This is a genomic window from Prochlorococcus sp. MIT2302, assembly GCF_059772385.1.
Genome location: NZ_CM186285.1, coordinates 1540677 through 1566612, shown reverse-complemented (window position 1 = coordinate 1566612; position 25936 = coordinate 1540677). Strand labels below are relative to the sequence as shown.

The following is a 25936-nucleotide window of genomic DNA, read 5'->3' as shown; positions in this document are numbered from 1 at the left end:
AACGAGTGAAAATCGCAATAATAGGTGCAGGTTTAGCAGGATTGACTGCTGCAGTTGACCTTGTTGATGAAGGACATGAGGTCGACCTATATGAGGCAAAACCATTTATTGGAGGTAAAGTTGGAAGCTGGGAAGATTCCGATGGCAATCATATAGAGATGGGCTTGCATGTGTTCTTTTTCAACTATGCCAATCTCTTTGCCTTAATGAGAAAAGTAGGGGCATTTGAAAATCTTTTACCAAAAGATCACACTCACCTTTTTGTAAACAAGGGAGGTGACATCAAGTCACTTGATTTTCGATTTTTTGCAGGAGCTCCTTTCAACGGTTTAAAAGCCTTCTTCACCACACCCCAATTAAATTGGATTGACAAACTAAGGAATGCTCTTGCTCTTGGGACAAGTCCAATTGTGAGAGGGCTTATTGACTATGAGGGGGCGATGAAAACAATACGCTCACTAGATTCCATAAGCTTTAAACAATGGTTTCTAAACCATGGGGGAAGCCTCAATAGCATCGAAAGGATGTGGAATCCTATTGCATATGCTCTCGGATTCATTGATTGCGAAGCCATTTCAGCAAGATGCATGCTTACCATCTTTATGATGTTCGCTTCAAAAACAGAGGCATCCAAGCTCAACCTATTGAAGGGCTCACCACACAAATGGCTCACGAAGCCAATACTCGATTACATTGAACACAGAGGTGGAAAACTTCACCTAGAAAATATTGTGAAAGAAATTCATTCAGAGGATTCCGACCAACCATCCGTGACTGGATTAACTCTTCAAACTCCAGATGGTGAACAACAAATTCAAGCAGACAGATATTTAGCTGCTTGCGATGTATCTGGCATTAAAAGAATCATTCCTAAATCATGGAGACGTTTTAAAGAGTTTGACTCACTTTTCAATCTTGATGCTGTACCAGTCGCAACAGTACAACTGAGATACGATGGCTGGGTAACCGAAATTAATAATGAAAAAGCTCAAATAAATCTAAAAAGTCCATCTGGTTTAGACAATTTGCTATACACAGCCGATGCTGATTTTAGTTGTTTTGCTGATTTAGCTTTATCAAGCCCAGAAGACTATAAAAAAGATGGTCAGGGCTCACTACTTCAATGTGTCTTAACGCCTGGAGATCCCTGGATTACCAAGCCCTCAGATGAAATTGCAAAACATACTGATCTACAGGTAAGGGCTCTTTTCCCTTCTTCCAAAAACTTGAAGCTTTTATGGAGCAATGTGGTAAAAGTTTCACATTCTCTCTACAGAGAGGCACCTGGAATGGAACCATATAGGCCAGATCAAAAAACCTCTTTTAGTAATTTCTTCTTGGCAGGCAGTTACACAAAACAGGACTACATTGACTCTATGGAAGGAGCAACAATGAGCGGACATCTTGCTGCCTCAGCAATGCTCTCAAAGTCTGTTTCACTAGCAAAAAATTCATCGGTTGCTTAAGAAATGGGAAAGTGGCTTGATCACACGGTGATAAGTGAAATTAATGCTCCAGTTGAACTGGTCTGGAAATTTTGGAGTGACTTAGATTCGATGCCTTTGTGGATGACTTGGATTGAGTCGGTTAAAACAGTCGACGAAAAAACCTCGACACTTCCTGATTTAACAGAGTGGACGCTTGCAGCCAATGGCTTTCGTTTTAAGTGGAAAGCTCAAATCACTGAAAGAGTAGAAGCAGAGAAATTGGAATGGAAATCAGTTGGAGGTTTACCTACCAAGGGTTCAGTACGCTTTTACAATGAAGAGAGCACTTCAACTGTAGTTAAATTAAAAATATCTTATGAATTACCTCAAGTTTTAGCAAATTTAATGAAAGCAAATATTCTTGGAGGAATGGTCACAAAAGAATTACAAAAAAATCTTGATGGTTTTAAAGATCTTGTCGAAAAATCTGCATAAATTTAATTAAATTGTAGTTCCAAACAAGCTTTTAATAATCCATCTAGATCATGTGGTGAAGCCTCGTTATCAGGTTTTCTAATGAGTTTTTTGCAGCTAATAGTTGTTTGAGGTCCAATCGAAACAAGTTTAATCTTTTCAATCAATTTCAACCAATTTTCACCAAAGTATTTTTTAAATAAGCTGACAGTATTTTTTACTGTTTTACCACTAGTAAAAGCAATAATATCTATTTCCCCACTATTCAAAGCCTCTATAGTCTTTTGAGGCATATCTTTAGGACAAGAAGATTCATAAGCAGCTACTTCAGTCACCTCTGCTCCTTTTAATTGAAAAGAGTCAGATAATATTGATCTTCCTCCGGTTTGTACTCTCGGAATGAATAGTTTTAAACCTTTGGGATTCTGAGGGAAATTGTCAACCAAGCTATCTGCAACAAAACTAGGAGGAACAAAACTAATCTTTGCATCAATATCTAATAACAAAGAAGCTGTTTTTCTACCGACAGCAGCAATTTGAATAGTCTTGGAAATTTTCGATAAAGATAATCCTATTTCTTTCAGTCTATCTTCAACATTTCTAACACCATTTGCGCTAGAAAAAATAATCCAGTCAAAGGTAGCAATTTCCTTTAAGGCATCATCTAAAGGAGCCCAGTCATCTGGAGGACCAATCACTAATGAAGGAAGATCGAATACCTCGGCTCCATTTTCTCGAAAGATCTTACGAGCCTCTGAAGTCTGTTCTTGGGCACGGGTAATAATTATCTTCTTGTCGGTTAAAGCCATTTCTATATGCTTCTTTCTAGGAAGTCTAAAGAATCACTATGCAATTGTTTCAACAATGATAAGGGTTTTCTTGAGTACTAGATTCTCTATTAAAGAATTTTCAATCAGTAAATTCTTGACCTGATTTTTCATCAAATTCTTTTTGAACAATTTTTGATTGCAAAATACGACTTAAAATTTGAGTTTGTGCTTCCTCTATTTGACTAGGACTATAAGCTAAAGGGGTAGATTCATGAATAATTTTCTTTATTTTATCATATAAATATGGACATCCATATATAATAACTCCTGATAATCTTTCCTCTTTTTCCAAATTTTTTATAGCGTCTATCCAATGATCATTATGATATTCTGATCCTATAAATGGTTTACCTCTTATAAAAAGCTGAACAAGAATTTTACTATTACGAAATTGCCCTAATTCTAAAAACCTTTTATTACTATCTTGCCATGGACTGATGCCAAATGGATGTATAATTAAATTTCTAAAGCCTACTGCCTTAGGTAAATCTAATGCAGGGAAAAATTTATTAGAAACTTGATCAAAATTATCAATCTGTATAAGATTAATGTCATTAACATTTGCCTTTATAGTACTTTCTTCTCTAACAATAATTGATTTTTTTATTATAGAATTACTAAATCTATAAGCATCAACTAAAAATTTATTCTGAACATCTTCATGTCTCAATTCCTCCTCTCCTAAATCATTTTCATTACCAATTAAATCAAGTTGTTTTTTTCTTCTTTCTCTAGATATATTTAACCTTTCCAAAGAAATTTTTTCTGAATAAAAAGCATCAGTAAGAGAATCAATTGCCTCATTAATATCTTTAGGCATCATAATCAAATCAATTCCTGCTTCAAAAGCCATTACTGCAGATTTACCACTGCTATATTTATTTGATATTGCATTCATAAGCAAGGCATCGCTTACAATTAAACCATCATATTTTAATTTGATACGCAACAAATCAGTAACCAATCTTTTTGAAAGTGTTGCAGGATAAACAGGATCAATTTTTGACAAAAGCAAATGCCCAATCATGATGGTATTGACTCCTTGATTGATTAAAGATCTAAAGGGAATTAACTCAAATTTCTCTAATTCAGATAAGTCATTCTGAATTTCTGGAAGATCCAAGTGAGAGTCAATTTCGGTATTACCATGCCCAGGAAAATGTTTTGCGCAAGTAAGCATTTTTGATCTAGAAACACCCCTATAAAAAGCACAAGTTAAACTTTTGACTGGTTCAGTGTCTTCGCCCCAAGCTCTTAGATTTATAACCGGGTTATTTGAATTGTTATTAATGTCACAGACTGGTGCTAATAGCCAATTTAAACCAATATATTTTGCTTCTTTACCAGTAAAATAACCGATTTTCTCAGCAATAGAAATTGCTAAATTATGATCTTTTTTATAAATCTGAGCGATACCCATTGGAGGAATAAACTTGGTTCCTCCATAAAATCGTTGGCCAACACCTTCCTCAATGTCAGCACATAAGAGAAGAGGTTTGCCCGACCATTTTTTTAAAACATTGCAACGAATTTCTAATTCTTTTACAGTTCCTCCTAAAAAAATAACTCCACCAACACCTTCTTCTAAAAGTCTCTTAAGACTTGAATTAGATTCTTCTAAGTTGGGATATAAACGTTGCGAATCAAGATTAAATCCACTTGCTCTTACTACAAATAATTCAGCAACTTGTCGTCTAAGATCAGATTTATTCATCAAAAATATTGATTAATCTAAAAGTCATTACTTATATTTTTGCTTTTACGTTCAAGTTCTAATGAATTGAGAAGATCTAAAACTGCAGGACCTTTTGTCATACCTTTATCAATCTTAAAAACAAGCTCAGGAGATCGTCTCATTTGAAGCCTTCGAGCAAGCTCAGCACGAATAAATCTCTTTGCCTCCTCTAAACCCGCTAGCACCTCAGCCTTTTTTTTCTCTTGGCCAAAAAGACTTACAAAAATTTTTGCATGCTGTAAATCACCTGAAACCTCAACAGAGGTAATGGTTATCATAGCTTGATGAATTCTTTCATCTCTAACTCCATTAACTAAAAGTTCACTAACTTCTCTTTTGAGTAAAGCTGCTAATTTTTCTACTCTTCTTGAATTAGCCATATCTAAGTAATTGGTACTGGGAAAGCCATAGCCTTTAATAAGAAAATTATTGTCAGAAGTCCACTTATAAAAGCCCCAACAAGAGCAATCGCTGTGATCGGATTACTACCTCGTTTAATTAATGGAGAAATTGCAGACGTGAAAACCCCCAAAACTATTGTGATGAGATATTTGGGATATCTAGAAACATTAGAAAAAAACTCACCCATTTTTTCACCAACAAAAGACTGAATTAATAGCTACTCTGCTAACCATTTGAAGGAAAATAAAATGTTGGAACTTCATCAATTTAGGCACTCACCTTATTGCTTGAAAATAAGAATGGCTTTGGCAGCAAAAAAGCTTGAATATCGAACCATTGAGATCACCCCAGCCATAGGCCAAATAGATATCTTTCAAAAAACAGGACAAAAAAAATTACCCGTGCTTTTTGATAAAGAAACAACAATCCATGAATCAAGTTCAATAATACGATACTTAGAGAAAATTGAAACAGTACCAAAATTAATTCCAGAGGGTCTAAAAGAAGCTTCTCAGGCCCAGATCATTGAGAATTGGGCAGATACAACTTTGGCAAAATCTATAAAAATTGTCTTTTTGGAAGAGCTTACGAAGAATCCAGCATTGATTTCCTCTTTATTCGCCAACGAAATCTCGGATTCCATGCAAAAACTTCTTTTTAATATTCCTACAAAGATTCTCAATCAAATTTCTGGATTAATAAACCAGAAAGAGAAAGAATCTCTTAAACAAAATCTTCATTATTTATCAAATTTAATTGATCAAGAAAAATTTCTGATTGGGGAAAAGCTTTCTATTGCTGATATTTCTGTAGCATCACACCTATCACTTCTCAAATTCCCTAATTCATCTGGCGAAAGCCTTAAAGGCAAAGGCTGTTCATTATATATAAACGACCCAAGTCTTCAAAATCTTTTTAAATGGAGAGACTTAATTGAAGATCAATTACCAACAACTAATCATGATTAGTCTTTCTAAGTATTAACTTAGATTTCTCTGTTTTAATCGGCAAAGAAATAATATTTTGTCCAGGTTGGTTGTAAATTGCCTGATATTGTTCTCCACAAATATTAAAATCACTTGAAGTTATCTCATTGTTTTGGTTAGATCCACATTTTTTAAACTCAGTTAATGTCTCGACCTGACTAACCCTGCTCAATTCTGGTGTATGCAAAATTTGTAAAATCAATTCATCAGTAATAAAAATATTTTTATCTACTTGTTCTTGAAGCCTTCCTATAATCTTTGTCTCTAAATACCTATCTTCAGTTAATTTAGCGAACTGACGATTGGGTGATTTAGGATCATTCTTTACTGATAAAAAACCACCACTCTTTGTGCTCAATGCATAAGACCTAGTGTTGTATTCACGATCAGCAATTACATTACCCGAGTTATTTTGAATGAAATTAGCTGAGTGATTAATAGGTTCTTGATTCTTATCACTTACTATCTCACTAGTAACATCCCATACCCCTTCAAACCAATCAGGGTAAATTAAATCATCTTTTAATTTTGGGCGCTTAATAGAAGAAGGTAAGCGCCAATCAGGCCAAATTAATTTGCGTTCAGAAAGCTTAGATGGTTGAAAATTATTTTTCTCAAGTGTAGTTTCAGCAAGCGTAGAACCTGAGTAAGAAAAAAGAATTACAATAGAAATCAAAAAAAAGAAAAATTTTAGTCTCATGTCTGATCCGCTAATAAGAGAAATGGATAATTATGTTGTTTTGGTTCCAGGCGAAAGTGAACAATTCCTGAATAAAGAAGAAACTCTTTTATGGATTCAATCTTGGTTAAATAAATTCGATTCATTACCATTAGATCTTGCATGTAAGTCTTCAATAGCAGAAGCTGCTCAACATTTGCTTGATACAGCTTGCGACCTGGAAATCAAAACAGGTTTTACAATTCAGTGGTATGCCGTTCGGCTTGATTCTCCGGGTCAATAAGAATGCTTGGCAAATGTTCAGCAATCATAGTTGCGACCTCATATGTAGATTGATCCTCAACTTCTATTCTCAAATCTGATTCACAATATATTGGTTTTCTAGATTCATAAATCTGACTAAAATTTTTAGCTAAATCATTCCCAGTTAGTAATGGGCGTTTCTTTTTATCATTTGCCAATCTTTTAAGTGAACGTTTTAAATCAAGATCTAGCCAAATAACTATTCCTTGATGAAGAATGCCCCAGTTTTCAGGCAATGTAACTAAACCACCTCCAGTAGCAATTACTAGAGAATGATGTTGACTAATTTCTTTTAAAACTTTTTTTTCAACGTCCCTAAAAACTTTCTCTCCATCTTTTTCAAAAATAGATGAAATAGACTGCTTAGAAGCTTTTTCTATAACATCATCAGTATCGACAAAAGCATAATTGATCATTTTGGCTAGAGCTGGTCCCGTTTGACTTTTGCCAGAGCCCATCATTCCTATCAAAAATATATTCCGACCACCTAACTTTTCTTTAAGAGTTTTAGGGGTTGACTTGAAGGACATAAAGACAGAAGTAACTAAAAGTTATTAAGATGTGATCTGATGTGAAAAATTTATGGAAGCAATCACATCTAATTTCCCCCATGGAGAGGGGAGAAGCTGTGTAATTACAAGGCGAGCGTGCTTTAGCGCAAGCCACCTATACAGGCTTCCTGAATTATCTGATGATGATAATTCAGCTTTGTTTGGCCCATGCTCAATATCTCCTGGCCACGGACATAATTACGAGTTAATCGTAACCATGGAAGGGGATCTTAATAAATATGGCATGGTCTTAAACCTCTCAGATGTAAAACATGCCATAAAAAAGGAAGTAACAAGTCAACTTGACTTTCGTTTTTTAAATGACACATGGCCAGAGTTTGACCTTTCTAAACCCGAAGGTTGCCTACCCACAACTGAAAGTTTAGTTCGTATTATATGGGAGCGCCTTCAATCTCACTTACCACTAAAGTCTCTTCGCCTTTACGAAAACCCAAAACTCTGGGCTGACTATCAAGGAAATGCTATGGATGCTTATTTAACAGTTCAAACACACTTTTCAGCTGCTCATCGCTTAGCCAGAGAAGATCTACCTCAAACCGAAAATGAAAAAATTTTTGGAAAATGTGCTAGGCCTAATGGACATGGTCACAATTATTTAGTAGATATAACTGTTAAAGGAAAGATTAATCCCAGGACTGGAATGATATGTGATTTATCTGCGTTAAATAGTTTAATTAATGATTTGGTTGTAGAGCCTTTTGATCATACCTTTTTAAATAAAGATATACCTTATTTTGCAAATTGTGTTCCCACAGCTGAAAATATTGCATTGCATATTTCAGATAAATTAACAAATCCAATCAATGCGATTGGAGCAAATTTATATAAGATAAAACTTCAAGAGAGCCCAAATAATGCAGCAGAGGTTTATGCAAACGTACCTGAATCAAAGATCGATACTAAAGACTCAAAGAATAAGATTGGTTTGCTGAGATAGTTGAAAAAAAATTGGGTTAAATTAGTTTTAGCTTCTAGTATTGATGGACGTATCGCATATCCTGAAGGAGGAAAAACACAATTAGGTCGCTCTGGTGATCGTTTAGTTTTAGAAGAATCAATTGCTTGGTCAGATGGGATTTTAATGGGAGGGCAAACGCTGAGGGATCATCAATCAATTTGTGTCATTAAAAATAAAAACTTATTAAAGCAAAGGACTTCAGAAGGAAAGAACGAACAGCCAATTGCTCTTATAGCCAGTAATCAAATAGATTTTCCAGCTAATTGGCTTTTTTTTAAACAACCACTTCAAAAATGGTTAATCCAAAAGCAAGATAAGAAAAATGAGATTATGCTTCCTAATGGATTCAATAAAAAAATAGATTTAAGATCTACATGGCGTGATTCTCTTGATGATTTATATCAGAAAGGAATTGAGAAAATTGTATTACTAGGAGGCGCAAATCTTATTTCAGCTTTTCTTTTAGAGGATCTAATAGATGAATTACAAATTACGATTACTCCTGATCTTTTAGGAGGGGGATACTGCTGGGTTTCATCTGACTTAAGAAACCTAAATACAATCATGAATAAAAAAAATAACTGGATTCTGAAAGAAAGTAAAAAGCTTGGTAATAATGAATTACTTATCAGATATTTTAGAAATAATTTATCTTGAATATAGATTTAATATAAAAAAATGAACAATATCAAAATTAAATGGCATTCATCAATCCAAGAGATTCCTAAAATTGTTTGGAATAATTTCTTAAAAGAAAATTCAACTCCTTTTTATAAGTGGGATTGGTTAAATGCATTAGAAAAATCAAAAAGTGTTAGTGCAAAATATGGATGGCAACCATTATTTCTTTCTGCGTCGAGTGAAAATAATTTAATTGCATGTGCACCTCTATATCTTAAATCTCATAGTTATGGAGAATTTATATTTGATCATCCCTTTGTTCAATTAGCTAAAGACATGGGACTTCAATATTATCCAAAGCTAATAGGAATGAGTCCACTAAGTCCAATAGAAGGTTATCGTTTTCTTTTTGCAGAAGGAGTTAATAATGTAGATCTTACAAATATATTATTCTCTGAAATTGATAGATTTGCCAAACAAAATAGCATTTTAAGTTGTAATTTTTTATATGTAGATCCTAAATGGATGAAAATAGCTGAATCTCTAGATTGCGCTAAGTGGATCAACCAACAAAGTTTATTAAAATTGAATGACGAAAATAGTTTTTCTGATTTTTTAAACAAGTTTAATTCTAATCAACGAAGAAATATCAAGAGAGAAAGAGAAAGCATAAAAAAATGTGGAGTAAAAGTTGAGCCTGTTAGTGGATCACAAATAAATGTAATGAATTTAAAAAAAATGCATTATTTTTATGAGCTTCATTGTGCAAGATGGGGAGTATGGGGGAGTAAATACCTGACTGAGTCATTTTTCACTGAACTTTCATCAGCAGATCTCAAAGAAAATATTGTTTTATTTGAAGCAAAAAAAGAAGGAATTGATAAAACTATTGGAATGTCATTATGTGTTAAAAACGAAAATATGCTTTGGGGGAGATATTGGGGTTCAGAGGAAAATATAGATAATTTACATTTTGAAGCCTGTTATTACTCCCCAATTGAGTGGGCAATAGCAAATCAAATCAAATCTTTTGATCCTGGAGCGGGCGGGAGTCACAAAAAACGAAGAGGTTTTATTTCTAAACCCAATGCAAGTCTTTATAGATGGTACAACTCACCTATGGACTCATTAATTAGAGAATGGCTTCCAAAAGCCAATAAATTAATGATTGATCAAATAAACGCTACAAACAATGAAGTACCTTTTAAGTTTGAAGAGCCAAAGCTATCAAATACATAGTAACTTCAGACAAATTACAGACTTAATTTTAATGTCAGACAACAATTTACTAGATTCTCCTGAGACAGACAAATCGCTTTCCACTGAGAAAGATGAATTTGAGCCTAATGAAGACAAACCTTTCTTTGCTAAAGGGATTTTTAGTTATAAAGATAAAGGGACTCAAGGTGTTATTAATCTGTTTGGCTTTGAACTAACAGCACCAGCAGGACTAAAAAATCCTGGCGTTGTTTATTTATCTTTTATTTTTGTAAATCTACTTATATTTTTAATCTTAAAAAGCTTTATTTCAGGATAAATTTTTGAAGAAAAAGCTAAAAATTTCATGATAACAGAATACTTCTCTCTCTACTTTGTAAATTTTAAATTAAAGAAATGAAAAATCCAGATCCTCAAGAAGAATTAATTAACTCAATAAAGGTTTTAGACGATAAATTATCCAAGCGACAAATAAAGCTTGACCCAAATGGTTATTTCTTAATAAAAATTGAACCAAAAACAAATGAGTTAATACTTGAACATTATTTAAATGATATTGATCAAAAAGGCCGCGCTATTGATCCAGAGTCAGGTGAGACAATTGGTTGTAAAACAAAAAGTAGAAATCAACCAAGCAATATTTATAGAGGAAAGAGTGCCAAGCAATTAGGTGTTCAAATCTCAGAGGGGCATGGTCCATTCCCAATCAGTCATTTAGATCATGCCATTTACATTGGTCGTGAATTACAACGAGCAGAGCAATGCCTCATAAATGGGAAACAATATATTCAAGATTAAAATTAATAAATTCAAAAGATAAAGCACTGATGTTCTATTATTATTTGAGAAATTCAAATCAAATGGGAATTCTATTTTACTTAGTTTTTGTTGGGGCAGGTCTTTCCGCAGCATTCTTGATTCAAAAAGCCCTTAAAGCTATAAAATTAATCTGAATCAATAAATCCCTCTTATTAGTACTTGACAATTAAAGCAGTTTATATTTAATACCGATTCAAATATTTAAATGGTTCTAAAAATATAAAGAACATTGAAAATGCTTTAGATTATTCAGCCTTTAAATGAATTACTCTTTAAAATAAATAAATAATTTTATCTATGTATATTCAGCCTGCATGGGATCCTCAAGACTAAAAAGTCGACGACGCCAAGACTTGGGTTCAAAGTGGGCTAGAGTTGGTATAGCCATATTATCAACTGTAGGAATTATTGATACAGGATCAATAACATTGAACAAATGGGGATTTATAGGAAATTTAAACTGTCCAGGTGGATTAGTGGGGTGCGATAAAGTTTTAAATAGCCCTTGGGGAACTTTAATTCAAGCAAATAATTATTCTATTCCATTATCTTTAATGGGTTTAATCAGTTATTTTTTAATATTGTTAATGGCAATATTCCCGTTAATACCGATTCTAAAAAATAAAAAGAATAGTGTCTCAAAAATCGCATGGTGGGGATCTTTTTATATATCTACATCGACTTTTATTTTTAGCTTAATTTTAATCTCAATTATGATATTTAAAATTAAAGCTTTCTGTTTTTTCTGTCTTCTTTCTTGTCTTATATCAGTTTCACTTCTATTATTGAATGTCCTTGGAGGCGGATGGGAAGATTATGGAAAGTTATTTTTTAGGGGTTTTATTATGTCAGTAGCCGTTCTTATGGCAGGCCTAGTTTGGTCATCATCAGTTGATCCATCTACCCAGGAAGTCTCAAATAATAAACTAGGTACCCCACCTGCTGTAATCGCGACAAGTTCTCCTGAAAAAATAAAACTTGCAGAACACCTTACAAAAGAAGGAGCAGTGATGTATAACGCATATTGGTGCCCACATTGCCATGATCAAAAAGAAATGTTTGGGAAAGAAGCTTCGGAAAAATTAAATTTAGTTGAATGTGCAAAAGATGGGTTCAATAACCAAAGAGAACTTTGCGAGGCTAAAGGTATAACAGGTTTCCCCTCTTGGGAAATTAATGGCTCAATTGATTCGGGAGTGAAAAGCCTTAAAGAATTAGCCGAACTAAGTAATTACAAGAACACTAAAGACTTTTAGTCATAACAGTAATTTCGCTAACCGGTCTTGTATGAATATTCTTTCCTTTTACTTGACGGGTATGACATTTCCAAAAAGGAACTGAAGTAGGGTAATCATCTCTAAAATGACCTCCTCTACTCTCTTTACGAAATAAGCAAGCCTCCAACATAAGCGAGCTAGACTTTTGTCGATTACTTAAATCGAGAAGCAAGTTAAGATCTCTCCTAGAAATTTCATCAAATCCATTAATCTCATCTGTTGACTGCGAAAACACTAAATTTAATAAAGGCTCGTTTAAGAGATTTTCATGATCCCGTTTAACTTTTGAAAGAGCGGCAAACATTCCTTTTTGCGATCGATCCACCCCAGCCTCTCGCCAACATAATTGTCTGAGTTTTTCGATTTCTTTGGTTAAATAATTAGCACCATCATTTCTAGAAAAGCGAAGGTTTTCTTTCTTAAAACTTGCATTACTTATTGATGTAACTGGAGTCGCAAAATCATTTAATTCGATATTTCTCATTTGATTTGCAAAAACCAAACATTCCATTAATGAATTGCTTGCAAGCCTATTTGCACCATGAAGTCCTGTACAAGCCACTTCACCTATGGCAAAAAGTCCTTTAATGTTAGTTTCTGCCTTCAAGTTTGTAGCGACACCGCCCATCCAATAATGAGCAGATGGAGCAACGGGAATTACTTCTTTTAAAGGCTCTAGGCCAAGCTCTCTACACCTTTGAAAAATAGACGGAAAGCGTCCTTCCATATCCTCAACATCAATAGATTGCACATCGAGACCAATGTGATCAACTTTTTGCTTTTTCATAGCTTTAAACAATGCCCTGCTGACTTGATCCCTTGATGCAAGATCTTTCCCTTCAAGATGGTCGACAGGGCTCTTGCCGAATGAGTCCACTAAAACCGCACCCTCTCCCCTTAATGCCTCAGAAATTAAAAACGAGGGCGCATTATTCAATTTCAGAGCAGTCGGGTGAAACTGAAAAAATTCGAGATCTTCTATTAGAGCTCCAGCCCTCCAAGCCAAAGCAATGCCCTCGCCTGCTGCTTGAGTTGGATTTGTTGTATTAGCAAATAAATGGCCACCCCCACCAGTAGCTAAAACAACTGCCTTTGATTTGATCCAACGTAAAGCTGGTCCATCTAAAACTTGTACCCCTAAACACCTTCCCTTCTCAACCCAAATCTGAGTAACTCTTATTCCTCTTTGATGCAGAACATTTTCTTTTTGTTCAACTTGCTCATTAAGGACATCAACCAATGCCTTTCCAGTTCTATCTTTGACATGAAGCACTCTTCTATGGGTATGAGCAGCCTCAAGAGTTGTAGATAATTTTCCAGAGGTTCTATCAAATTCCATGCCTAGTTTCAAAAGTCTATCTACTAACCTCGGAGCACTTTCAACAAACATTTGAACTGCTTCAGGATCACAAAGGCCAGCCCCCGCTTTCATTGTGTCTAATGCATGAACATCCACGCTATCTTCAATTCGAGTAACAGCAGCCATTCCTCCTTGTGCCCATCTACTTGAAGAGCGTTTACTAGTATTGCGATTTAACAGTAAGGTTTTCAAATTTGATGGTAATTCAAGAGAAGACATCAAACCCGCAGCGCCCGCTCCAATAACAATCACATCCCAATTAGTTGAGTAAATATCATTTTTATTTAATCCAGTATTTAAGTCCATAAAGTATTAATTTTCAGATCAATCCACTCAATTGAGGCTGAATTAACGTAGTCGCAAAAAATAATCCATCAACCCATAAGGTTGTTGTCAAAGCCGCACTAGATACAAGCCAAGCATCGGAAGATAATGGCTCACTTTTTGATTTTTGATTCATCCAATTTGCAATCAAAATTATTAAAAGTGCTGCAACTAAAATTGCAAATAGAGAAAAAGGTTCCAATAATTGTTCCGCCGTGAAACTTAACATTTTGGAGGCTTCTGAAAAAGGTGCGTCAACAACTTCGGGCCAAGCCTTCATGACACCTGTCAAAACAATCATCACATCTGTAAAAGCAGTGCCCAGTAATGATGCCAAATAGAAACTAGCGCCTATTTCCCATCGAGTCTTTAAAAGACTTATTGCTATTGGAAAAGCTATTGATTCAACAGGCAAATGCCACACAGGATGAGCTCTTAACCATCCCCAAAAGAGACATCCTCCTAACCAGCTCCAACTCACACCAACCAATAGGGAACCTACAGAGGACCATCTATTACTACAAAATTTGAGTAAATAAAATCCAAGAAAAAATATGAGGAAACTAAATAAAAAAGCTGAAAAAGGAAACACATGAACCCATGGAGCCTGAACAAAAACCGGCAGGACAACCATTGTGCTAGCCCAAAACTGCAATGTCCTTGACTTTGAGAGATAGGACGTTTCTTTATTTATGGGATTGGTGGGTTTGTTTGAGTAAATCAGAATTAATAAAACTGAGTTGGTTTTCAGCTCAACCTTCTATGAATTTAGCTTCAAGTCGATACCCAAACCAAAATGTCTTCAGAATACAAATAAGAAAGTTAAAAGAAAAATTCAGAAAAACATTTTTATTTTAATGATCGCAATGCTTTTCAAGGCCTCATTTCTTAATCATTAGAAAAAGAGATGATTCAAAAAAGCTTATAGAGTACTTTTTGTTGAAAATTTACTTATATTAAAAATAAATTAATTGATCAAGATTTATTAATTTGATCATGCTACCCGAAAACTATAAAAGTGATTTCTCTTGTTTAGGAGCATAAATGAACACAGTAATGGTAAATAAAAACAAAATAAAACCTGCTGTTGTTTCCTCTGTCGAAGAGGGTTCAATTGGAGAGGAGCTTGGATTTGAAGCGGGAGATCAATTAATTAGTATTAATGGTGTAAAACCAAGAGATCTTATTGATTACAAATTTCTCATTGCCGAAGAAAATATTCAACTAAAAATATTAGATGACAAAGGAATAACACATACAATTGATATAGAAAAAGATTATGACGATGGGTTAGGACTTGCTTTTACTGAGGCTTTATTTGATGGATTAAAACAATGTAATAATCAGTGTCCATTTTGTTTTATTGACCAACAGCCTTTAGGGAAAAGGAAAAGCTTATACCTTAAAGATGATGACTACAGGCTAAGTTTTTTATATGGCTCTTACTTAACACTTACAAATCTTTCCGAGCAAGACTGGTTAAGAATTGATCAACAAAGACTTACTCCTTTATTCGTCTCAGTGCATGCAACAGAACCTTCTTTAAGGTCGAAATTACTTAGGAATCCTAAAGCTATTGAACTTTTAGATCAGTTGGCTTGGTTCTCAGAAAAGAGAATACAAATTCATGCTCAAATTGTTGTTTGCCCTGAATTAAATGACGGGAAAGCTTTAACAAAAACCATTAATGATCTATATAGTTTTGCACAAGGAGATTTTCCCGTAGTCCTCTCAGCAGCAATAGTTCCAGTTGGGTTAACAAGATTCCGACCAAGTAATGATGGGCTAATACCTGTGAATTCTGTTTGTGCCACAAAAGTCATCAATCAAATTGAGCCATTGCAGAAAAAATTTTACAAATCAACGGGCTCACGTTTTGCCTGGTTATCTGATGAATGGTATTTGATAGCAAAGAGGCCGTTACCTAAGCTCAATTCTTATGAAGATTTACCTCAAAAAGAGAATGGAGTTGGAAGTATTCGCAGTTTTCTTAAAGCAATGGATCAAGCGACAAGAAATCTTCCCATAAAAATTCATAAAAAGAGAACATGCAGCTGGGTTGTTGGCAAACTAGTTGAAAATGAATTACAGAAACCTTGTAAAAGACTCAATAAAATAAATAATTTCACACTGCATCTTTACGGAATTCCAAGTCCTTACTGGGGTCAAGAGCAAATAGTGACAGGGCTTCTAACAGGTCTAGATCTGGTAAAAGGCCTGCAAGGAAAAGATTTAGGCGATGAATTACTTTTGCCGTCAGTCATGTTAAAGCAAGGGGAAAAAATCTTTCTTGATGACATGACTCTTCAAGAGCTCTCTTCGTCACTTAATGTATCTATAAGAATTGTTCATGATGCAGACGACATCGTGAACAAAGCACTTTGTAAAGCTTAATTGCTTTATTGAATCCATCTCAGTTTTTCTTATAACTATGAGGAGAGTGAAGAGAAAATTCCTAATCTTTGCCGGTTTATTTATATCTGGGATAAATCCTTTATGGGCCACAAGTTCGCAAAAAATAGTTTCTAAAATCAGGTTTCAAGAAGAATTAAGTAAAAATCAAAGCCAAGAAATACAAGGGTTATTACATGAATTAAATTCACCTGAAGATCTTTTTAGGCCCTCTAGACCTCGTGAAGTATTAGTAAAAACATATAAAAATATAAATCTCAATCAGTTAGAAACTATTCTTATAAATAAAAATCCAACTATAAAAATTTACTTAGAAAAAGTTGATCAAGCAAAATCAATATTAAAAAGTTCGTTATCCTCCTGGTACCCAACATTAAGCCTAACAGCGAATGGACTTCCCCAATACTTTTCGTCTAATAATTACAATGAATCAAATTTCATAAAAGACACTACTAGTAAACAATGGAGCTCATCTATTAATGCACAAATTAAATGGGATTTAATTAATCCTGCAAGAGTTCCCGAAATAGCATCAGCTAGAGATAGTTTTGAAAAGTCAAAATACACCTACTCTATAATTCTAAGAGATTTAAAATTAGAAGCTAAAAAGCGCTACTTTAATCTTCAAAAGGTTAATGAAGAAATAAAAGTTGCAAATAAATCTATTGAATCATCAACTCTTGGATTAAAAGATGCAGAGATCAGATTTGAATCTGGTATTGGTACAAAATTAGAAGTTCTCGAAGCTAAAACTCAATTAGCCAGAGATCAACAGTTGTTAAATATTAAATCAGGAGAGCAAAAAATTGGTCAAAGATCTCTTGCTGAAATACTTAATTTTCCAGAGGATGTCACACCTTTGATAGGTTCAAAAACCCAAGTATTAGGTGTATGGGACTTATCATTAGAAGATAGTATTATTGCAGCTTATGATGCACGTGAAGAACTTGACAGTATCCTTTTAGATATTTCAATCAACAATAGCAATGCCAACGCAGCACTAGCTGCCGCCCAACCAAAATTAAGCTTAGTAAATACATTTACCTCTTCATTTGCAAAAGGTGAGTTAAATCAAGTTTCTCCAAACACTAGTAATAAATCTTCTAATCTTTCTAATACAATTGGGCTCAATGCTACATGGTTTATTTTTGATGGAGGTAATTCAAAATCTTTATATAATTACAATAAAAGCAAAGCAAAAGAAGCAAAGCTAAATTTTGCTTTACAAAGAGCTCAAATCAGAAGAGAAGTTGAAGAAGTTTTCTTCAAATTAGAATCGGCCAAACTAAATATATCTGCTTCTTATGTAGAAGTTTTATCTGCAAGAGAATCTCTAAGACTTGCCAAGCTTAGGTACAAATCAGGCATTACGACACAGCGAGAAGTTGTAAATAACCAAAGAGATTTAACCGATTCCGAGGTTCGTTATATTATTTCTGTAACTAGCTATAACACTTTATTAGCTGATTTAAGTAGGCAAACTGGTTTAGATAACATCAAACCATGTGATATCAAAGTCAATCAAGAAAATAATAGAGATTTAGACAATAAATCAAATCTCTACGAATCGAACTTAATTCCTTTATGTCAGCTATAGCTTTTAACTGAATTACAATGAATCAAAACCCAATATCTACACCTCTGAGCAATGCTCAATTAATGTCAATTCATCACCTAGTTGATGAGGTTGGAAGACGCCAGCTTCAAGATTTTGGTCAAATCAACTCTGACATAAAGCCCGATGGAACACTGATTACAGAGTGTGATAGATGGAGTGATAAAACAATTGTTCAAGGTCTAGCAAAAATTGCTCCAGGTGAGGGCGTCCTTAGTGAAGAAGGCAAGAAGTCAATTCCTAGTTCAAATGAATATTGGGTAGTTGATCCGCTTGATGGCACAACTAATTTTGCAGCAGGCATACCATACTGGGCAATATCCATAGCGCGTTTCACCAATGGGGAACCTGAGACTGCCTTTCTTGACATACCAGCTCTAAAAAAAAGAATCTTTGCCATAAGAGGGAAAGGAGTTTGGCTCAATAAAAAACCACTGAAGCCTGAATCTCGCTTCAAAAAAAATAGTGACTGCATTTCTCTTTGTAGCCGGTCCATTAAAGTTTTACAAATGAAACCAGAGCAGTCTTTCCCAGGGAAAATCAGATTACTGGGGGTTTCAAGTTTAAATATGACCAGCGTTGCTGTAGGTCAAACAATTGCTGCTTTGGAGGCAACACCAAAAATCTGGGATATTGCGGCTGCGTGGTTAATCCTCGAGGAACTTAATTGTCTTATCAATTGGTTGGGAACCAATCCAAAAGATATTAGCCCTGGGACAGATCTTACTTCTGTGAATTTCCCATTACTAACAGCATCATCTAAAGATCAATTGCTCAAGATGAGGCCCTGGGCTACAGCATTAATTCAAGATAGTTAACGCAATATAACCTTTTTATTTTTCAATCAATAATAAAAAATAACCCACTAAAACAATCTATGAATTTAAATTTACCGATTCAACCAAGAAAAATCTCCTCCCTACCAAGTAGCGTAATAATAAACATAAACACTCAAAAACCAAAGTGGTCTTGAACTACAGTCAAAAAACAAGATGGTTTTTTAGTAGCCTCTGGAAAGCTTATGAAAGATGGTCTAAATGTGATTGTGTCGATTTAAGCGCAGCATTTGCTTACTACACTCTGCAGTCATTTTTTCCAATATTACTGATATCTCTATCAGTTGCTTCATGGTTTTTAGGAAAACAGCAAGGCTTAGATCAACAAATTATTGCTTTGGCTGCTCAAGTTTTACCTCCTTCAGTTGTTGGTCTAGTTGATTCAACTTTAGTAAAATTAGTTAATCAAGGATTTGGCGCTGGAATACTTGGAGCAATGTTCTTAATGATCACTGCAGGTAATGCCTATCTAACATTACAGAGAGGAGCAGATAGATTATGGGAGGACGTTCTACCAGTTAAATCAAAACCTGATCCACTTAAAATTCAAGCATTTAGGTTTATCCGAAACCGAATAGAAGCTTTTTTTGTGGTTCTCTTCGTAGGTTTTTTAATGGTCATAGATCAAATCAGTGCAAATATTCGAATGATCCCTGGCGCCGTTTTAGAAGAATTAGCAAATACAACACCTTGGATTGAAAATGCGATGTCAAAAATACCGGTTCTTCAAGTGGGTCAATTCATACTCCCATTAATAGGTTTTTCAACTATGGCTCTACTTTTGCAGGGCTTACTTCCTAGTAGAAGAGTGCCTTTGAAACCACTAATACCAGGAGCTTTTATGATTGGAACCTTGCTAACTATTTTAAATTTAGCGGTTAGTAGAAGTATCCTCTCTTTGGGGTCAAGGTTCCAAGCTTATGGATTTATCGGAGGAGTCTTAGTATTGACTCTTTGGGTTTGGATGGTAGGTGTCATTATTTATTTTGGTCAGTGTTGGAGCGTTGTAATTGCAAGCATGCGTCGTAATCGATACGTTTAAACATCAATTAAACAAGCATCAAAATTTAAATTACAATATACAAGTAGATATCTTAAATACTCATGAACAAGCCATCTTCATTAATTTGGATGGTCTGTATTGTACTTCTCATTTTTCCTACACCAGCTGGAAAATTCATTATTGATTTAGCAGGCGGAATATTCATTTTAATTACATTAATACCACTATTATTAGCAGGGGTAGGATGGTTTTCTTGGAAAAGAATCCAATCAAAAATACAAAATTGTGATTCTTGTGGCTCAAGCTTTTTAAATAATCAGAATATTTGTCCAATATGTGGAGCAAATATTAATAATAAAAAAGATATTCTCGAAAACATACCAGCAAGTGCGGCAACAATTGACATTAAATCGGAAGATATGAGTTTATAAGATTAGTCTAGTTTTATAAACTTAGAATTAATTTCATTAATCTCTTGTTCTACAAATTGCAGCAGTTCCTCGCAATGTTTAAGAAGTAAGTGACCCTTGACATAATTAATTTGAATTTTGTCTAGTGAAATATTGTCATCCTGTATATTTGTTAAGATAGATTCCAATTCAGAGATGGATTCTTCATAAGTTAATTTCTTAATATCTTTTTTAAAAGCTTCTATAGTTTTAATGCTGGCAACTTTTTTTGGCATTGATGATTTTTTAGTACCCTCATCTTCACGTTAAATAGAATCAAAAGGTATTATTTAATAATTTATATTTTACTATAATTGATACTATTAACCTCTGCAGTGATTTCCCCATCCGAGAATTTAACCACGAGCTTATCTTTTGCCTTCACACTTTTTACACTATAAATCGAATTACCTTCTTCATCATTGATTAAAGCAAAACCTCTTTTCAACCATTTATCAGGGGACAATGCTTCGAAAAGCTGATATATATAATTTAGTTTTGCTCTTTGATTTTTTATTAATAGCTGAGGAGAATGAGATAGAAAAAAAGATTTTTTTGTATTTAAAAAATCTTTTTTGTTCTTAACACAAATTTTAAAATAGTTATTGAGAGTTTTCTTATTTTGTAAAAATTTATTTTTTTCAATTTCTCTTGAAGGTAATAGATCAACAATTGCAGCAGTTGGAGTAGCAGATCTATGGTCTGAAACAAGATCAGAAACTGTTAGATCATCTTCGTGGCCTATTCCTGTAATTACAGGAATAGGAAATTTTGCAATCTCTCTAGCAATAATTTCGGCATCAAACAACATTAAATCTTCTCTATTACCTCCTCCTCTACCAATAACTATCGCATCTAAAGCTAATTTATTTTTCCTCAATTTACTTAAAATTGTCTTTAGTTCAAATTCATTATTACCTTGAACTGGAATAGGAATTATATACAGTTTTGTCAAAGGCCACCTTTCCTTTGCAGTTCTAAGCATATCGGCCAATGCAGAGCTTGGAACACTTGTAAGAATTCCAATAGAATTTGGATATTTTGGTAATTTTCTTTTTAATAAATCATCTATCAAACCCTCTTTAATAAGCTTGGATTTAACTACTTCGAACTTCTTTAGAATAGTAGAAATACTTGCTCGAATATCAAAAACTTGTACAGATAATCTTGCTTGGGATTCCCAAAAATTTAATTTTCCAACAATAACAACCCCATCGTCCTCCTTGGGTAGAAATTTTAAAGACTTGATTGTTGATGACCATGCAACTGCATCCACGCTTGCTTTTCCATCAGTTAAAGTCAACCATAAATGACCTTTTTTTATTTGAGATTTAGAAACAGTCGCCTGAAGTATAAATTTCGGTTCGAATCCTCTAGATAATAATAAACCAATAGATTCATTTAATTCTTTAACACTATATGTAGGTAGAGATTGTTTGTGTTTTTTAAAATTAGTCAAACTATGAAAAATAAAAAACTAAGAATTAGTTTTTTCAGCCAATTCCCATCTGAGTTAAAATTCCCTGGCCAGTTAACAACTCTGTCGTCAATCCTATTAATATACCCATCATGGCCAATCGGCCATTCCATATTTCCGCAAAGTTGACAAAACCATAACGAGGCTCGAAGTTATCTTTCATTTGTAAATCAAATTTAAATTAATAATACTAAAGAAATGCTCCAAATGAGAAAACAGAAAACTTAACTATTGAAATTAATTTATTTTTTAAAATTAATAACCTATCGAACATGTTTGGCTCCATCAACTGGATGATAGTCCTCGCCTGTTAGTTCCTCATAAATAATTGCTGGCAATCCAGTTTCAAACATAGTTTGCAGAGCTTCTTTCAAATAAGGATTCCATCCACCGGTACTAACTTCGCCATGGCGTACGGTCCAATCCCATGTTCCTTGAAGATCTCTGGGCATTCTTCCTTCTCTGTCCCGTCTAGCAACCAAATCAAGTGATTCTACCAACCCAACTTGAATAGGATCTTTGCCATATGATGGGGTAAGACTTAGCTCAAGCCTAACTGGATCTTCCTTTAATAATCTGAGACGAAACCGAGGAGGTAACTTCATATTTTTCAAAACTGCAGCGACTATGCGGGTTCGTTGTTCCAAAATTAAAACCTCGTTGAGAACTATTTAATGTCAAACCAAAAAATCTAATGAAAATTATTCAGAAGGCTTTTCAGATGATTGTGGATGATCAGTGTCCTTTGAAAAACGAACTGTGAGCAAATCTTCATCAGTGATGCAGCCATCTTCGTTTAACAGCTCAGGATGGACAGTAACCAAACCAGTTCTATCGTCACGTCTTTTTTGTGAAAATGAATTTTGAGTATTTAATGATTGACCTGAGAAAAACCCGTTCAGCATTATTCTTGCCGCTACTATCAACAAAATAAAAACTGAAAGGCCATAAAGAAAAGGTAAGAAATTGCTCAACATTTGCAAAATGAGAAATCAAAAAACTGAATAAATCATTAAAACTAAGTCTTGAACTCAATTTGGTTTCATAGACTTTTACACAATAAAGCAGATTAATATTCTAAAGGAAATAAAGTTTGAATAGCAGTTCTTTAGTAAAAATCTACGGTAATCAAATTAGTAGGTCTTTGAACTTCTAAATTGGCTATCATAAACTTTCAAGTTAAAAACTAATCCCTTTCCAAAGATCATGCATGGATTAGATGCAACGAGACTTTTAATAGGATGCCTGAAATTAGAAAAACAAAAATATTTCAAAATTCTTGTTCTATTTGTACTTATTGCTTGTAATTTAAGATTTAATACTCCGGTCTATCCTCGTGAAACTTTACCAGTAACCCCACAAAGTCTAAACGAACAATCTTTCGTCTCAAAAGCATTACACCTCATTGGAAATGCAGTTGTCACTATAGAAACAGAGCGCAAAGTGTTGTCTTCTAATGAAAGGTTTTTACCACAAGGAATTTTAAATGATCAATATTTTGAACGTTTCTTTGGTCTGAGAGGACTTCAAGTTCCTCGATCTAGAATTGAAAGAGGTCAAGGTAGTGGGGTAATTTTTTCTGAAGAAGGTCTTGTCTTGACCAATGCACACGTAATAGAAAAAACTGACCAACTCATAGTTGGTTTGTCAGATGGAAGACGAGTGATTGGTAAAGTCGTCGGGGAAGATTCTTTAACTGATCTTGCAGTTATTAAACTTGAGGCAGAGGGTCCGTGGCCGACTGCTGAATTGGGTAATTCTGATAATCTAAAAGTTGGAGATTGGGCAATTGCAGTTGGCAATCCTTTTGGACTTGAGAATACCGTAACCCTTGGAATAATTAGTAATCTAAATAGAGATGTTGCACAGCTTGGAATATCCGATAAAAGAATAGATCTGATACAAACTGATGCAGCCATTAATCCCGGTAATTCTGGAGGTCCATTATTGAATTCTTTGGGAGAAGTAATTGGCATAAATACTCTCGTTCGCTCAGGGCCAGGAGCAGGGTTAGGTTTTGCAATCCCAATAAATAGAGCTAGAAAAATCGCGCAAGACTTAATCAATAGTGGAAGAGCAGAACATCCTATTATCGGAGTATCCCTTTCAAGCAATATCAGGCAAAAAAGTAATTTTCTTTCCCAAAGAGAAAGTGGCGCAATTATTAAATATTTGATGCCAAATGGTCCTGCTGAAAAAGGTGGATTAAAAGTTAATGATCTAATAATCTCGATTAATAATGAAGAAATTTCAACTCCAGCAGATGTCGTAAAAAAAATCAATCAGAGTAATTTAAAGTCAACTTTAGAAATTAAAATACTTAGAAAAAATAGAGAGTCCATTAAATACATCAGACCAATTGACATTTTTGATCTGAACATATAAGGTTCAAAAGTATTTTCAAGAATAATTATTTCTTTTTAATCTGTTTTTTCTTTCTCTGTTTTTCTCGATTAGCCAATCTTTTTCTCTCACGTTCTGCAAGTTTTAATTCTTTTTCTTTTTCCTTTTTTTCTTCAATTTTTTTCTCTTTAAAATATTGATAATCACCTTCATATTTAATTAATTGACCATCTCTTATTTCAACAATTTTATTTGCAACTTTGGAAATAAAATATCGATCATGAGAAACTATTAATGCACTACCATTATAGTTGGATAATGCTTGCTCCAGCATTTGCTTTGAAGGTATATCTAAATGGTTTGTAGGTTCGTCAAGAATAAGCAAATTTGATGGCTTAATAATCATTAATGCCAAAGCTAACCTTGCTTTCTCGCCCCCACTTATTTGGCTTACCTCCTTGAAAACTGAATCATTAATTAAGCCAAAGCTACCTAATAATGATCTAACCTCTGTTTGAGTCCAGTTCGGCACAGATTGTGAAATTGTATCAATTACCGTCATTTCTAGTTCAAGAGCTTCAGCCTGGTTCTGTTCAAAGTAACTGGGAATAATGTTATATTTACCTATTAAAATAGATCCTTCTTCAGGTTCCTCCAAACCCATAATTAGTCGTAGCAAAGTAGATTTTCCAGAACCATTTGGTCCTATAAATGCTATTCTTTCACCTGGCTGTACCTCCAAAAAAGCTCCCAAAAATAAAATATGTTCGTCATAACTATGCGTTAAATCTTTAATACTTAATATATCCTTACCCGATCTAGGTGCGTCCATAAATTTAAAACTAGGTCCTTTCAATCTTTTCTCAGGAGCCTCTATCTTTTCAACTTTATCTAATAGCTTCTCTCTACTTTTAGCCTGCGTACTTCTAGTAGCACTTGCTCGAAATCTTTCAATATATTCCTTTTGAACTTGCATATCCTTCTGCTGTTTCTCATATGCAACTTTTGTTGATTCCAATTCAAAATTTCTTTGTTGCAGATATGATGAATAATTTCCAAGATAACTTTTAGATCGACCTCGCTCTGTATTCACAATTCTTGTACAAACCTTATCTAAAAAAGATCTATCATGGCTAACAATTACCATAGCAACTTTTTGGTTAAGTAAATATGTTTCTAACCATTCAATAGTTTCTAGATCTAGGTGATTAGTTGGTTCATCCAATAACAATAAATCAGGACTTTGCAAGAGAATCTTTCCTAAAGCTATTCTCATCTGCCAGCCACCAGAAAAATCTCCTACTAATCTGTCTCCATCGTTTTGGTTGAAACCAATAGTTGGTAATAGTTTTTCAACTTTCGATTCTAAATCGTACCCATTTATTGATTCAAATTTGCTTTGAATAAAGCTTAATTCTTTAATTAATGAATCAAGATAATCTGAATCTTTGGAAGCTAATTCAGATTCCATATTATTTTGAATTAGTTTTTGACGATGAAGTAAATCAGATGCTTCTTTAAATGCCTCGAATAACTCTTCTCTAACAGTTCTTGCAATATCAACATCAAATTCCTGTTTTAAATATGCAATCGATGGATCCCCTTCAGTAATCAACGAACCATCTGATGCCTCTTCTAAGCCAGCAATAATTTTTAATTGAGTGGATTTACCTGCTCCGTTGACTCCAACTAAACCGATTCTCTCTCCACTTCTAATTTCCCAACTGACATCTTTCAATACTTGTCCAGTTGGATATATCTTACTAATCTTTTCAAGTCGCAACACTACAATAAAACCTCAAGTGAATTACCTTTA

At 34.1% G+C, this 25936-nt stretch carries 31 protein-coding genes; 17 read left to right on the top strand and 14 right to left on the bottom strand.

The annotated features are described in order from the left end of the window. Positions 1-5: 5 nt before the first annotated feature. Positions 6-1466 (top strand): 9,9'-di-cis-zeta-carotene desaturase, encoded by a 1461-nt coding sequence (gene zds, locus AC6EI2_RS09005; RefSeq protein ID WP_498462010.1) that lies wholly within the window; start codon positions 6-8, stop codon positions 1464-1466. A 3-nt stretch (positions 1467-1469) separates the two neighbouring features. Beyond that, on the top strand, positions 1470-1922 hold the full coding sequence (locus AC6EI2_RS09000; protein WP_498462009.1) for an SRPBCC family protein: 453 nt from the start codon (positions 1470-1472) through the stop codon (positions 1920-1922). Between the two features lie 2 nt (positions 1923-1924). Here the strand turns inward: AC6EI2_RS09000 and AC6EI2_RS08995 are convergent, their stop codons facing one another. The 4 genes from AC6EI2_RS08995 to AC6EI2_RS08980 all read right to left on the bottom strand — a co-directional run bounded on the left by AC6EI2_RS08995 (position 1925) and on the right by AC6EI2_RS08980 (position 5055). After that, a complete protein-coding gene (locus AC6EI2_RS08995; protein ID WP_498462008.1) occupies positions 1925-2710 on the bottom strand; it encodes a uroporphyrinogen-III synthase in 786 nt (261 codons plus the stop codon). A gap of 100 nt (positions 2711-2810) precedes the next feature. Further along, complete coding sequence (locus AC6EI2_RS08990; RefSeq protein WP_498462007.1) at positions 2811-4445, bottom strand: glycoside hydrolase family 3 N-terminal domain-containing protein; 1635 nt, start codon at positions 4443-4445, stop codon at positions 2811-2813. 17 nt (positions 4446-4462) lie between these two features. Next, on the bottom strand, positions 4463-4846 hold the full coding sequence (gene rbfA / locus AC6EI2_RS08985) for a 30S ribosome-binding factor RbfA (protein WP_498462006.1): 384 nt from the start codon (positions 4844-4846) through the stop codon (positions 4463-4465). Positions 4847-4848: 2 nt separating this feature from the next. Next, positions 4849-5055, bottom strand: coding sequence for a DUF751 family protein (locus tag AC6EI2_RS08980; RefSeq protein ID WP_498462005.1), 207 nt, complete (start codon positions 5053-5055; stop codon positions 4849-4851). Between the two features lie 61 nt (positions 5056-5116). On the opposite strand from AC6EI2_RS08980, the gene AC6EI2_RS08975 reads away from it, so the two are divergent. Further along, on the top strand, positions 5117-5836 hold the full coding sequence (locus AC6EI2_RS08975) for a glutathione S-transferase family protein (RefSeq protein WP_498462004.1): 720 nt from the start codon (positions 5117-5119) through the stop codon (positions 5834-5836). Here the strand turns inward: AC6EI2_RS08975 and AC6EI2_RS08970 are convergent. Then, entirely contained in the window at positions 5823-6530 is a 708-nt protein-coding gene (locus AC6EI2_RS08970; protein WP_498462003.1) for a DUF6816 family protein, read from the bottom strand. The genes AC6EI2_RS08975 and AC6EI2_RS08970 overlap by 14 nt on opposite strands. Positions 6531-6552: 22 nt before the next feature. Here AC6EI2_RS08970 and AC6EI2_RS08965 point away from each other — a divergent pair, with 22 nt between their 5' ends. Beyond that, positions 6553-6816, top strand: a complete 264-nt coding sequence (locus AC6EI2_RS08965) for a CRR7 family NDH-1 assembly protein (RefSeq protein ID WP_498462002.1) — start codon at positions 6553-6555, stop codon at positions 6814-6816. Here AC6EI2_RS08965 and AC6EI2_RS08960 read toward each other — a convergent pair. Beyond that, positions 6770-7366 carry a shikimate kinase gene (locus AC6EI2_RS08960; protein WP_498462001.1) on the bottom strand — a complete coding sequence of 199 codons (597 nt, stop codon included), beginning with the start codon at positions 7364-7366 and terminating at the stop codon, positions 6770-6772. The two genes, AC6EI2_RS08965 and AC6EI2_RS08960, sit on opposite strands and share 47 nt — an antisense overlap. Before the next feature lie 52 nt (positions 7367-7418). Here AC6EI2_RS08960 and AC6EI2_RS08955 point away from each other — a divergent pair, with 52 nt between their 5' ends. The 7 genes from AC6EI2_RS08955 (at position 7419) to AC6EI2_RS08925 (ending at position 12280) form a co-directional block, all read left to right on the top strand. Beyond that, positions 7419-8345, top strand: coding sequence for a 6-pyruvoyl trahydropterin synthase family protein (locus AC6EI2_RS08955; RefSeq protein ID WP_498462000.1), 927 nt, complete (start codon positions 7419-7421; stop codon positions 8343-8345). Next, positions 8346-9023, top strand: coding sequence for a RibD family protein (locus AC6EI2_RS08950; protein WP_498461999.1), 678 nt, complete (start codon positions 8346-8348; stop codon positions 9021-9023). A 21-nt stretch (positions 9024-9044) separates the two neighbouring features. After that, on the top strand, positions 9045-10226 hold the full coding sequence (locus AC6EI2_RS08945) for a GNAT family N-acetyltransferase (protein ID WP_498461998.1): 1182 nt from the start codon (positions 9045-9047) through the stop codon (positions 10224-10226). A 31-nt stretch (positions 10227-10257) separates the two neighbouring features. Continuing rightward, positions 10258-10524, top strand: coding sequence for a hypothetical protein (locus tag AC6EI2_RS08940; RefSeq protein WP_498461997.1), 267 nt, complete (start codon positions 10258-10260; stop codon positions 10522-10524). Positions 10525-10601: 77 nt separating this feature from the next. Beyond that, on the top strand, positions 10602-11003 hold the full coding sequence (locus tag AC6EI2_RS08935; RefSeq protein ID WP_498461996.1) for a DUF4346 domain-containing protein: 402 nt from the start codon (positions 10602-10604) through the stop codon (positions 11001-11003). Further along, a complete protein-coding gene (petL, locus tag AC6EI2_RS08930; protein ID WP_498461995.1) occupies positions 10967-11158 on the top strand; it encodes a cytochrome b6-f complex subunit PetL in 192 nt (63 codons plus the stop codon). Before AC6EI2_RS08935 ends, petL begins: the two co-directional genes overlap by 37 nt. Positions 11159-11338: 180 nt before the next feature. Further along, positions 11339-12280 (top strand): vitamin K epoxide reductase family protein, encoded by a 942-nt coding sequence (locus AC6EI2_RS08925; protein WP_498461994.1) that lies wholly within the window; start codon positions 11339-11341, stop codon positions 12278-12280. Here the strand turns inward: AC6EI2_RS08925 and nadB are convergent. Together nadB and AC6EI2_RS08915 are read right to left on the bottom strand one after the other, a co-directional pair. Then, entirely contained in the window at positions 12267-13967 is a 1701-nt protein-coding gene (gene nadB / locus AC6EI2_RS08920) for an L-aspartate oxidase (RefSeq protein ID WP_498461993.1), read from the bottom strand. The genes AC6EI2_RS08925 and nadB overlap by 14 nt on opposite strands. A 13-nt stretch (positions 13968-13980) precedes the next feature. Next, on the bottom strand, positions 13981-14619 hold the full coding sequence (locus AC6EI2_RS08915; protein WP_498461992.1) for a DUF3120 domain-containing protein: 639 nt from the start codon (positions 14617-14619) through the stop codon (positions 13981-13983). Positions 14620-15029: 410 nt separating this feature from the next. Here AC6EI2_RS08915 and AC6EI2_RS08910 point away from each other — a divergent pair, with 410 nt between their 5' ends. The 5 genes from AC6EI2_RS08910 (at position 15030) to AC6EI2_RS08890 (ending at position 20282) form a co-directional block, all read left to right on the top strand. Further along, positions 15030-16379 (top strand): TIGR03279 family radical SAM protein, encoded by a 1350-nt coding sequence (locus AC6EI2_RS08910; RefSeq protein WP_498461991.1) that lies wholly within the window; start codon positions 15030-15032, stop codon positions 16377-16379. A 37-nt stretch (positions 16380-16416) separates the two neighbouring features. Further along, positions 16417-17994: a TolC family protein gene (locus AC6EI2_RS08905; protein WP_498461990.1), complete on the top strand. Its 1578-nt coding sequence runs from the start codon at positions 16417-16419 to the stop codon at positions 17992-17994. A 17-nt stretch (positions 17995-18011) separates the two neighbouring features. Then, complete coding sequence (locus AC6EI2_RS08900; RefSeq protein WP_498461989.1) at positions 18012-18830, top strand: inositol monophosphatase family protein; 819 nt, start codon at positions 18012-18014, stop codon at positions 18828-18830. A gap of 151 nt (positions 18831-18981) precedes the next feature. Continuing rightward, complete coding sequence (locus AC6EI2_RS08895; protein ID WP_498461988.1) at positions 18982-19890, top strand: YihY/virulence factor BrkB family protein; 909 nt, start codon at positions 18982-18984, stop codon at positions 19888-19890. Between the two features lie 62 nt (positions 19891-19952). Then, a complete protein-coding gene (locus AC6EI2_RS08890) occupies positions 19953-20282 on the top strand; it encodes a hypothetical protein (RefSeq protein ID WP_498461987.1) in 330 nt (109 codons plus the stop codon). Positions 20283-20284: 2 nt separating this feature from the next. On the opposite strand, the gene xseB is transcribed toward AC6EI2_RS08890, so the two are convergent. From xseB to AC6EI2_RS08865, 5 genes are all read right to left on the bottom strand, one after another. Continuing rightward, positions 20285-20536 carry an exodeoxyribonuclease VII small subunit gene (gene xseB, locus AC6EI2_RS08885; RefSeq protein WP_498461986.1) on the bottom strand — a complete coding sequence of 84 codons (252 nt, stop codon included), beginning with the start codon at positions 20534-20536 and terminating at the stop codon, positions 20285-20287. 62 nt (positions 20537-20598) lie between these two features. Continuing rightward, positions 20599-21759 (bottom strand): exodeoxyribonuclease VII large subunit, encoded by a 1161-nt coding sequence (gene xseA / locus AC6EI2_RS08880; protein WP_498461985.1) that lies wholly within the window; start codon positions 21757-21759, stop codon positions 20599-20601. Between the two features lie 34 nt (positions 21760-21793). Beyond that, on the bottom strand, positions 21794-21940 hold the full coding sequence (locus AC6EI2_RS08875) for a CAB/ELIP/HLIP family chlorophyll-binding protein (RefSeq protein WP_011294091.1): 147 nt from the start codon (positions 21938-21940) through the stop codon (positions 21794-21796). Between the two features lie 100 nt (positions 21941-22040). Then, positions 22041-22424: a DUF8663 family protein gene (locus tag AC6EI2_RS08870; RefSeq protein ID WP_498461984.1), complete on the bottom strand. Its 384-nt coding sequence runs from the start codon at positions 22422-22424 to the stop codon at positions 22041-22043. Positions 22425-22478: 54 nt separating this feature from the next. Continuing rightward, positions 22479-22754, bottom strand: a complete 276-nt coding sequence (locus AC6EI2_RS08865; RefSeq protein ID WP_498461983.1) for a DUF2973 domain-containing protein — start codon at positions 22752-22754, stop codon at positions 22479-22481. Positions 22755-22983: 229 nt separating this feature from the next. On the opposite strand from AC6EI2_RS08865, the gene AC6EI2_RS08860 reads away from it, so the two are divergent. Next, positions 22984-24162, top strand: a complete 1179-nt coding sequence (locus AC6EI2_RS08860) for a trypsin-like peptidase domain-containing protein (protein WP_498461982.1) — start codon at positions 22984-22986, stop codon at positions 24160-24162. A 25-nt stretch (positions 24163-24187) separates the two neighbouring features. Here AC6EI2_RS08860 and abc-f read toward each other — a convergent pair whose 3' ends face one another. Beyond that, positions 24188-25906 (bottom strand): ribosomal protection-like ABC-F family protein, encoded by a 1719-nt coding sequence (gene abc-f, locus AC6EI2_RS08855; RefSeq protein ID WP_498461981.1) that lies wholly within the window; start codon positions 25904-25906, stop codon positions 24188-24190. Positions 25907-25936: the final 30 nt, after the last annotated feature.

Bases quoted from the DNA above. Each gene is read 5' to 3' on its own strand.
- AC6EI2_RS09000 (WP_498462009.1), top strand. From the start codon at position 1,470: ATGGGAAAGTGGCTTGATCACACGGTGATAAGTGAAATTAATGCTCCA.
- AC6EI2_RS08995 (WP_498462008.1), bottom strand. From the start codon at position 2,710: ATGGCTTTAACCGACAAGAAGATAATTATTACCCGTGCCCAAGAACAG.
- AC6EI2_RS08990 (WP_498462007.1), bottom strand. From the start codon at position 4,445: ATGAATAAATCTGATCTTAGACGACAAGTTGCTGAATTATTTGTAGTA.
- rbfA (WP_498462006.1), bottom strand. From the start codon at position 4,846: ATGGCTAATTCAAGAAGAGTAGAAAAATTAGCAGCTTTACTCAAAAGA.
- AC6EI2_RS08980 (WP_498462005.1), bottom strand. From the start codon at position 5,055: ATGGGTGAGTTTTTTTCTAATGTTTCTAGATATCCCAAATATCTCATC.
- AC6EI2_RS08975 (WP_498462004.1), top strand. From the start codon at position 5,117: ATGTTGGAACTTCATCAATTTAGGCACTCACCTTATTGCTTGAAAATA.
- AC6EI2_RS08965 (WP_498462002.1), top strand. From the start codon at position 6,553: ATGTCTGATCCGCTAATAAGAGAAATGGATAATTATGTTGTTTTGGTT.
- AC6EI2_RS08960 (WP_498462001.1), bottom strand. From the start codon at position 7,366: ATGTCCTTCAAGTCAACCCCTAAAACTCTTAAAGAAAAGTTAGGTGGT.
- AC6EI2_RS08955 (WP_498462000.1), top strand. From the start codon at position 7,419: ATGGAAGCAATCACATCTAATTTCCCCCATGGAGAGGGGAGAAGCTGT.
- AC6EI2_RS08945 (WP_498461998.1), top strand. From the start codon at position 9,045: ATGAACAATATCAAAATTAAATGGCATTCATCAATCCAAGAGATTCCT.
- AC6EI2_RS08940 (WP_498461997.1), top strand. From the start codon at position 10,258: ATGTCAGACAACAATTTACTAGATTCTCCTGAGACAGACAAATCGCTT.
- AC6EI2_RS08935 (WP_498461996.1), top strand. From the start codon at position 10,602: ATGAAAAATCCAGATCCTCAAGAAGAATTAATTAACTCAATAAAGGTT.
- petL (WP_498461995.1), top strand. From the start codon at position 10,967: ATGCCTCATAAATGGGAAACAATATATTCAAGATTAAAATTAATAAAT.
- AC6EI2_RS08925 (WP_498461994.1), top strand. From the start codon at position 11,339: ATGGGATCCTCAAGACTAAAAAGTCGACGACGCCAAGACTTGGGTTCA.
- nadB (WP_498461993.1), bottom strand. From the start codon at position 13,967: ATGGACTTAAATACTGGATTAAATAAAAATGATATTTACTCAACTAAT.
- AC6EI2_RS08915 (WP_498461992.1), bottom strand. From the start codon at position 14,619: ATGGTTGTCCTGCCGGTTTTTGTTCAGGCTCCATGGGTTCATGTGTTT.
- AC6EI2_RS08910 (WP_498461991.1), top strand. From the start codon at position 15,030: ATGAACACAGTAATGGTAAATAAAAACAAAATAAAACCTGCTGTTGTT.
- AC6EI2_RS08905 (WP_498461990.1), top strand. From the start codon at position 16,417: ATGAGGAGAGTGAAGAGAAAATTCCTAATCTTTGCCGGTTTATTTATA.
- AC6EI2_RS08900 (WP_498461989.1), top strand. From the start codon at position 18,012: ATGAATCAAAACCCAATATCTACACCTCTGAGCAATGCTCAATTAATG.
- AC6EI2_RS08890 (WP_498461987.1), top strand. From the start codon at position 19,953: ATGAACAAGCCATCTTCATTAATTTGGATGGTCTGTATTGTACTTCTC.
- xseB (WP_498461986.1), bottom strand. From the start codon at position 20,536: ATGCCAAAAAAAGTTGCCAGCATTAAAACTATAGAAGCTTTTAAAAAA.
- AC6EI2_RS08875 (WP_011294091.1), bottom strand. From the start codon at position 21,940: ATGAAAGATAACTTCGAGCCTCGTTATGGTTTTGTCAACTTTGCGGAA.
- AC6EI2_RS08865 (WP_498461983.1), bottom strand. From the start codon at position 22,754: ATGTTGAGCAATTTCTTACCTTTTCTTTATGGCCTTTCAGTTTTTATT.
- AC6EI2_RS08860 (WP_498461982.1), top strand. From the start codon at position 22,984: ATGCATGGATTAGATGCAACGAGACTTTTAATAGGATGCCTGAAATTA.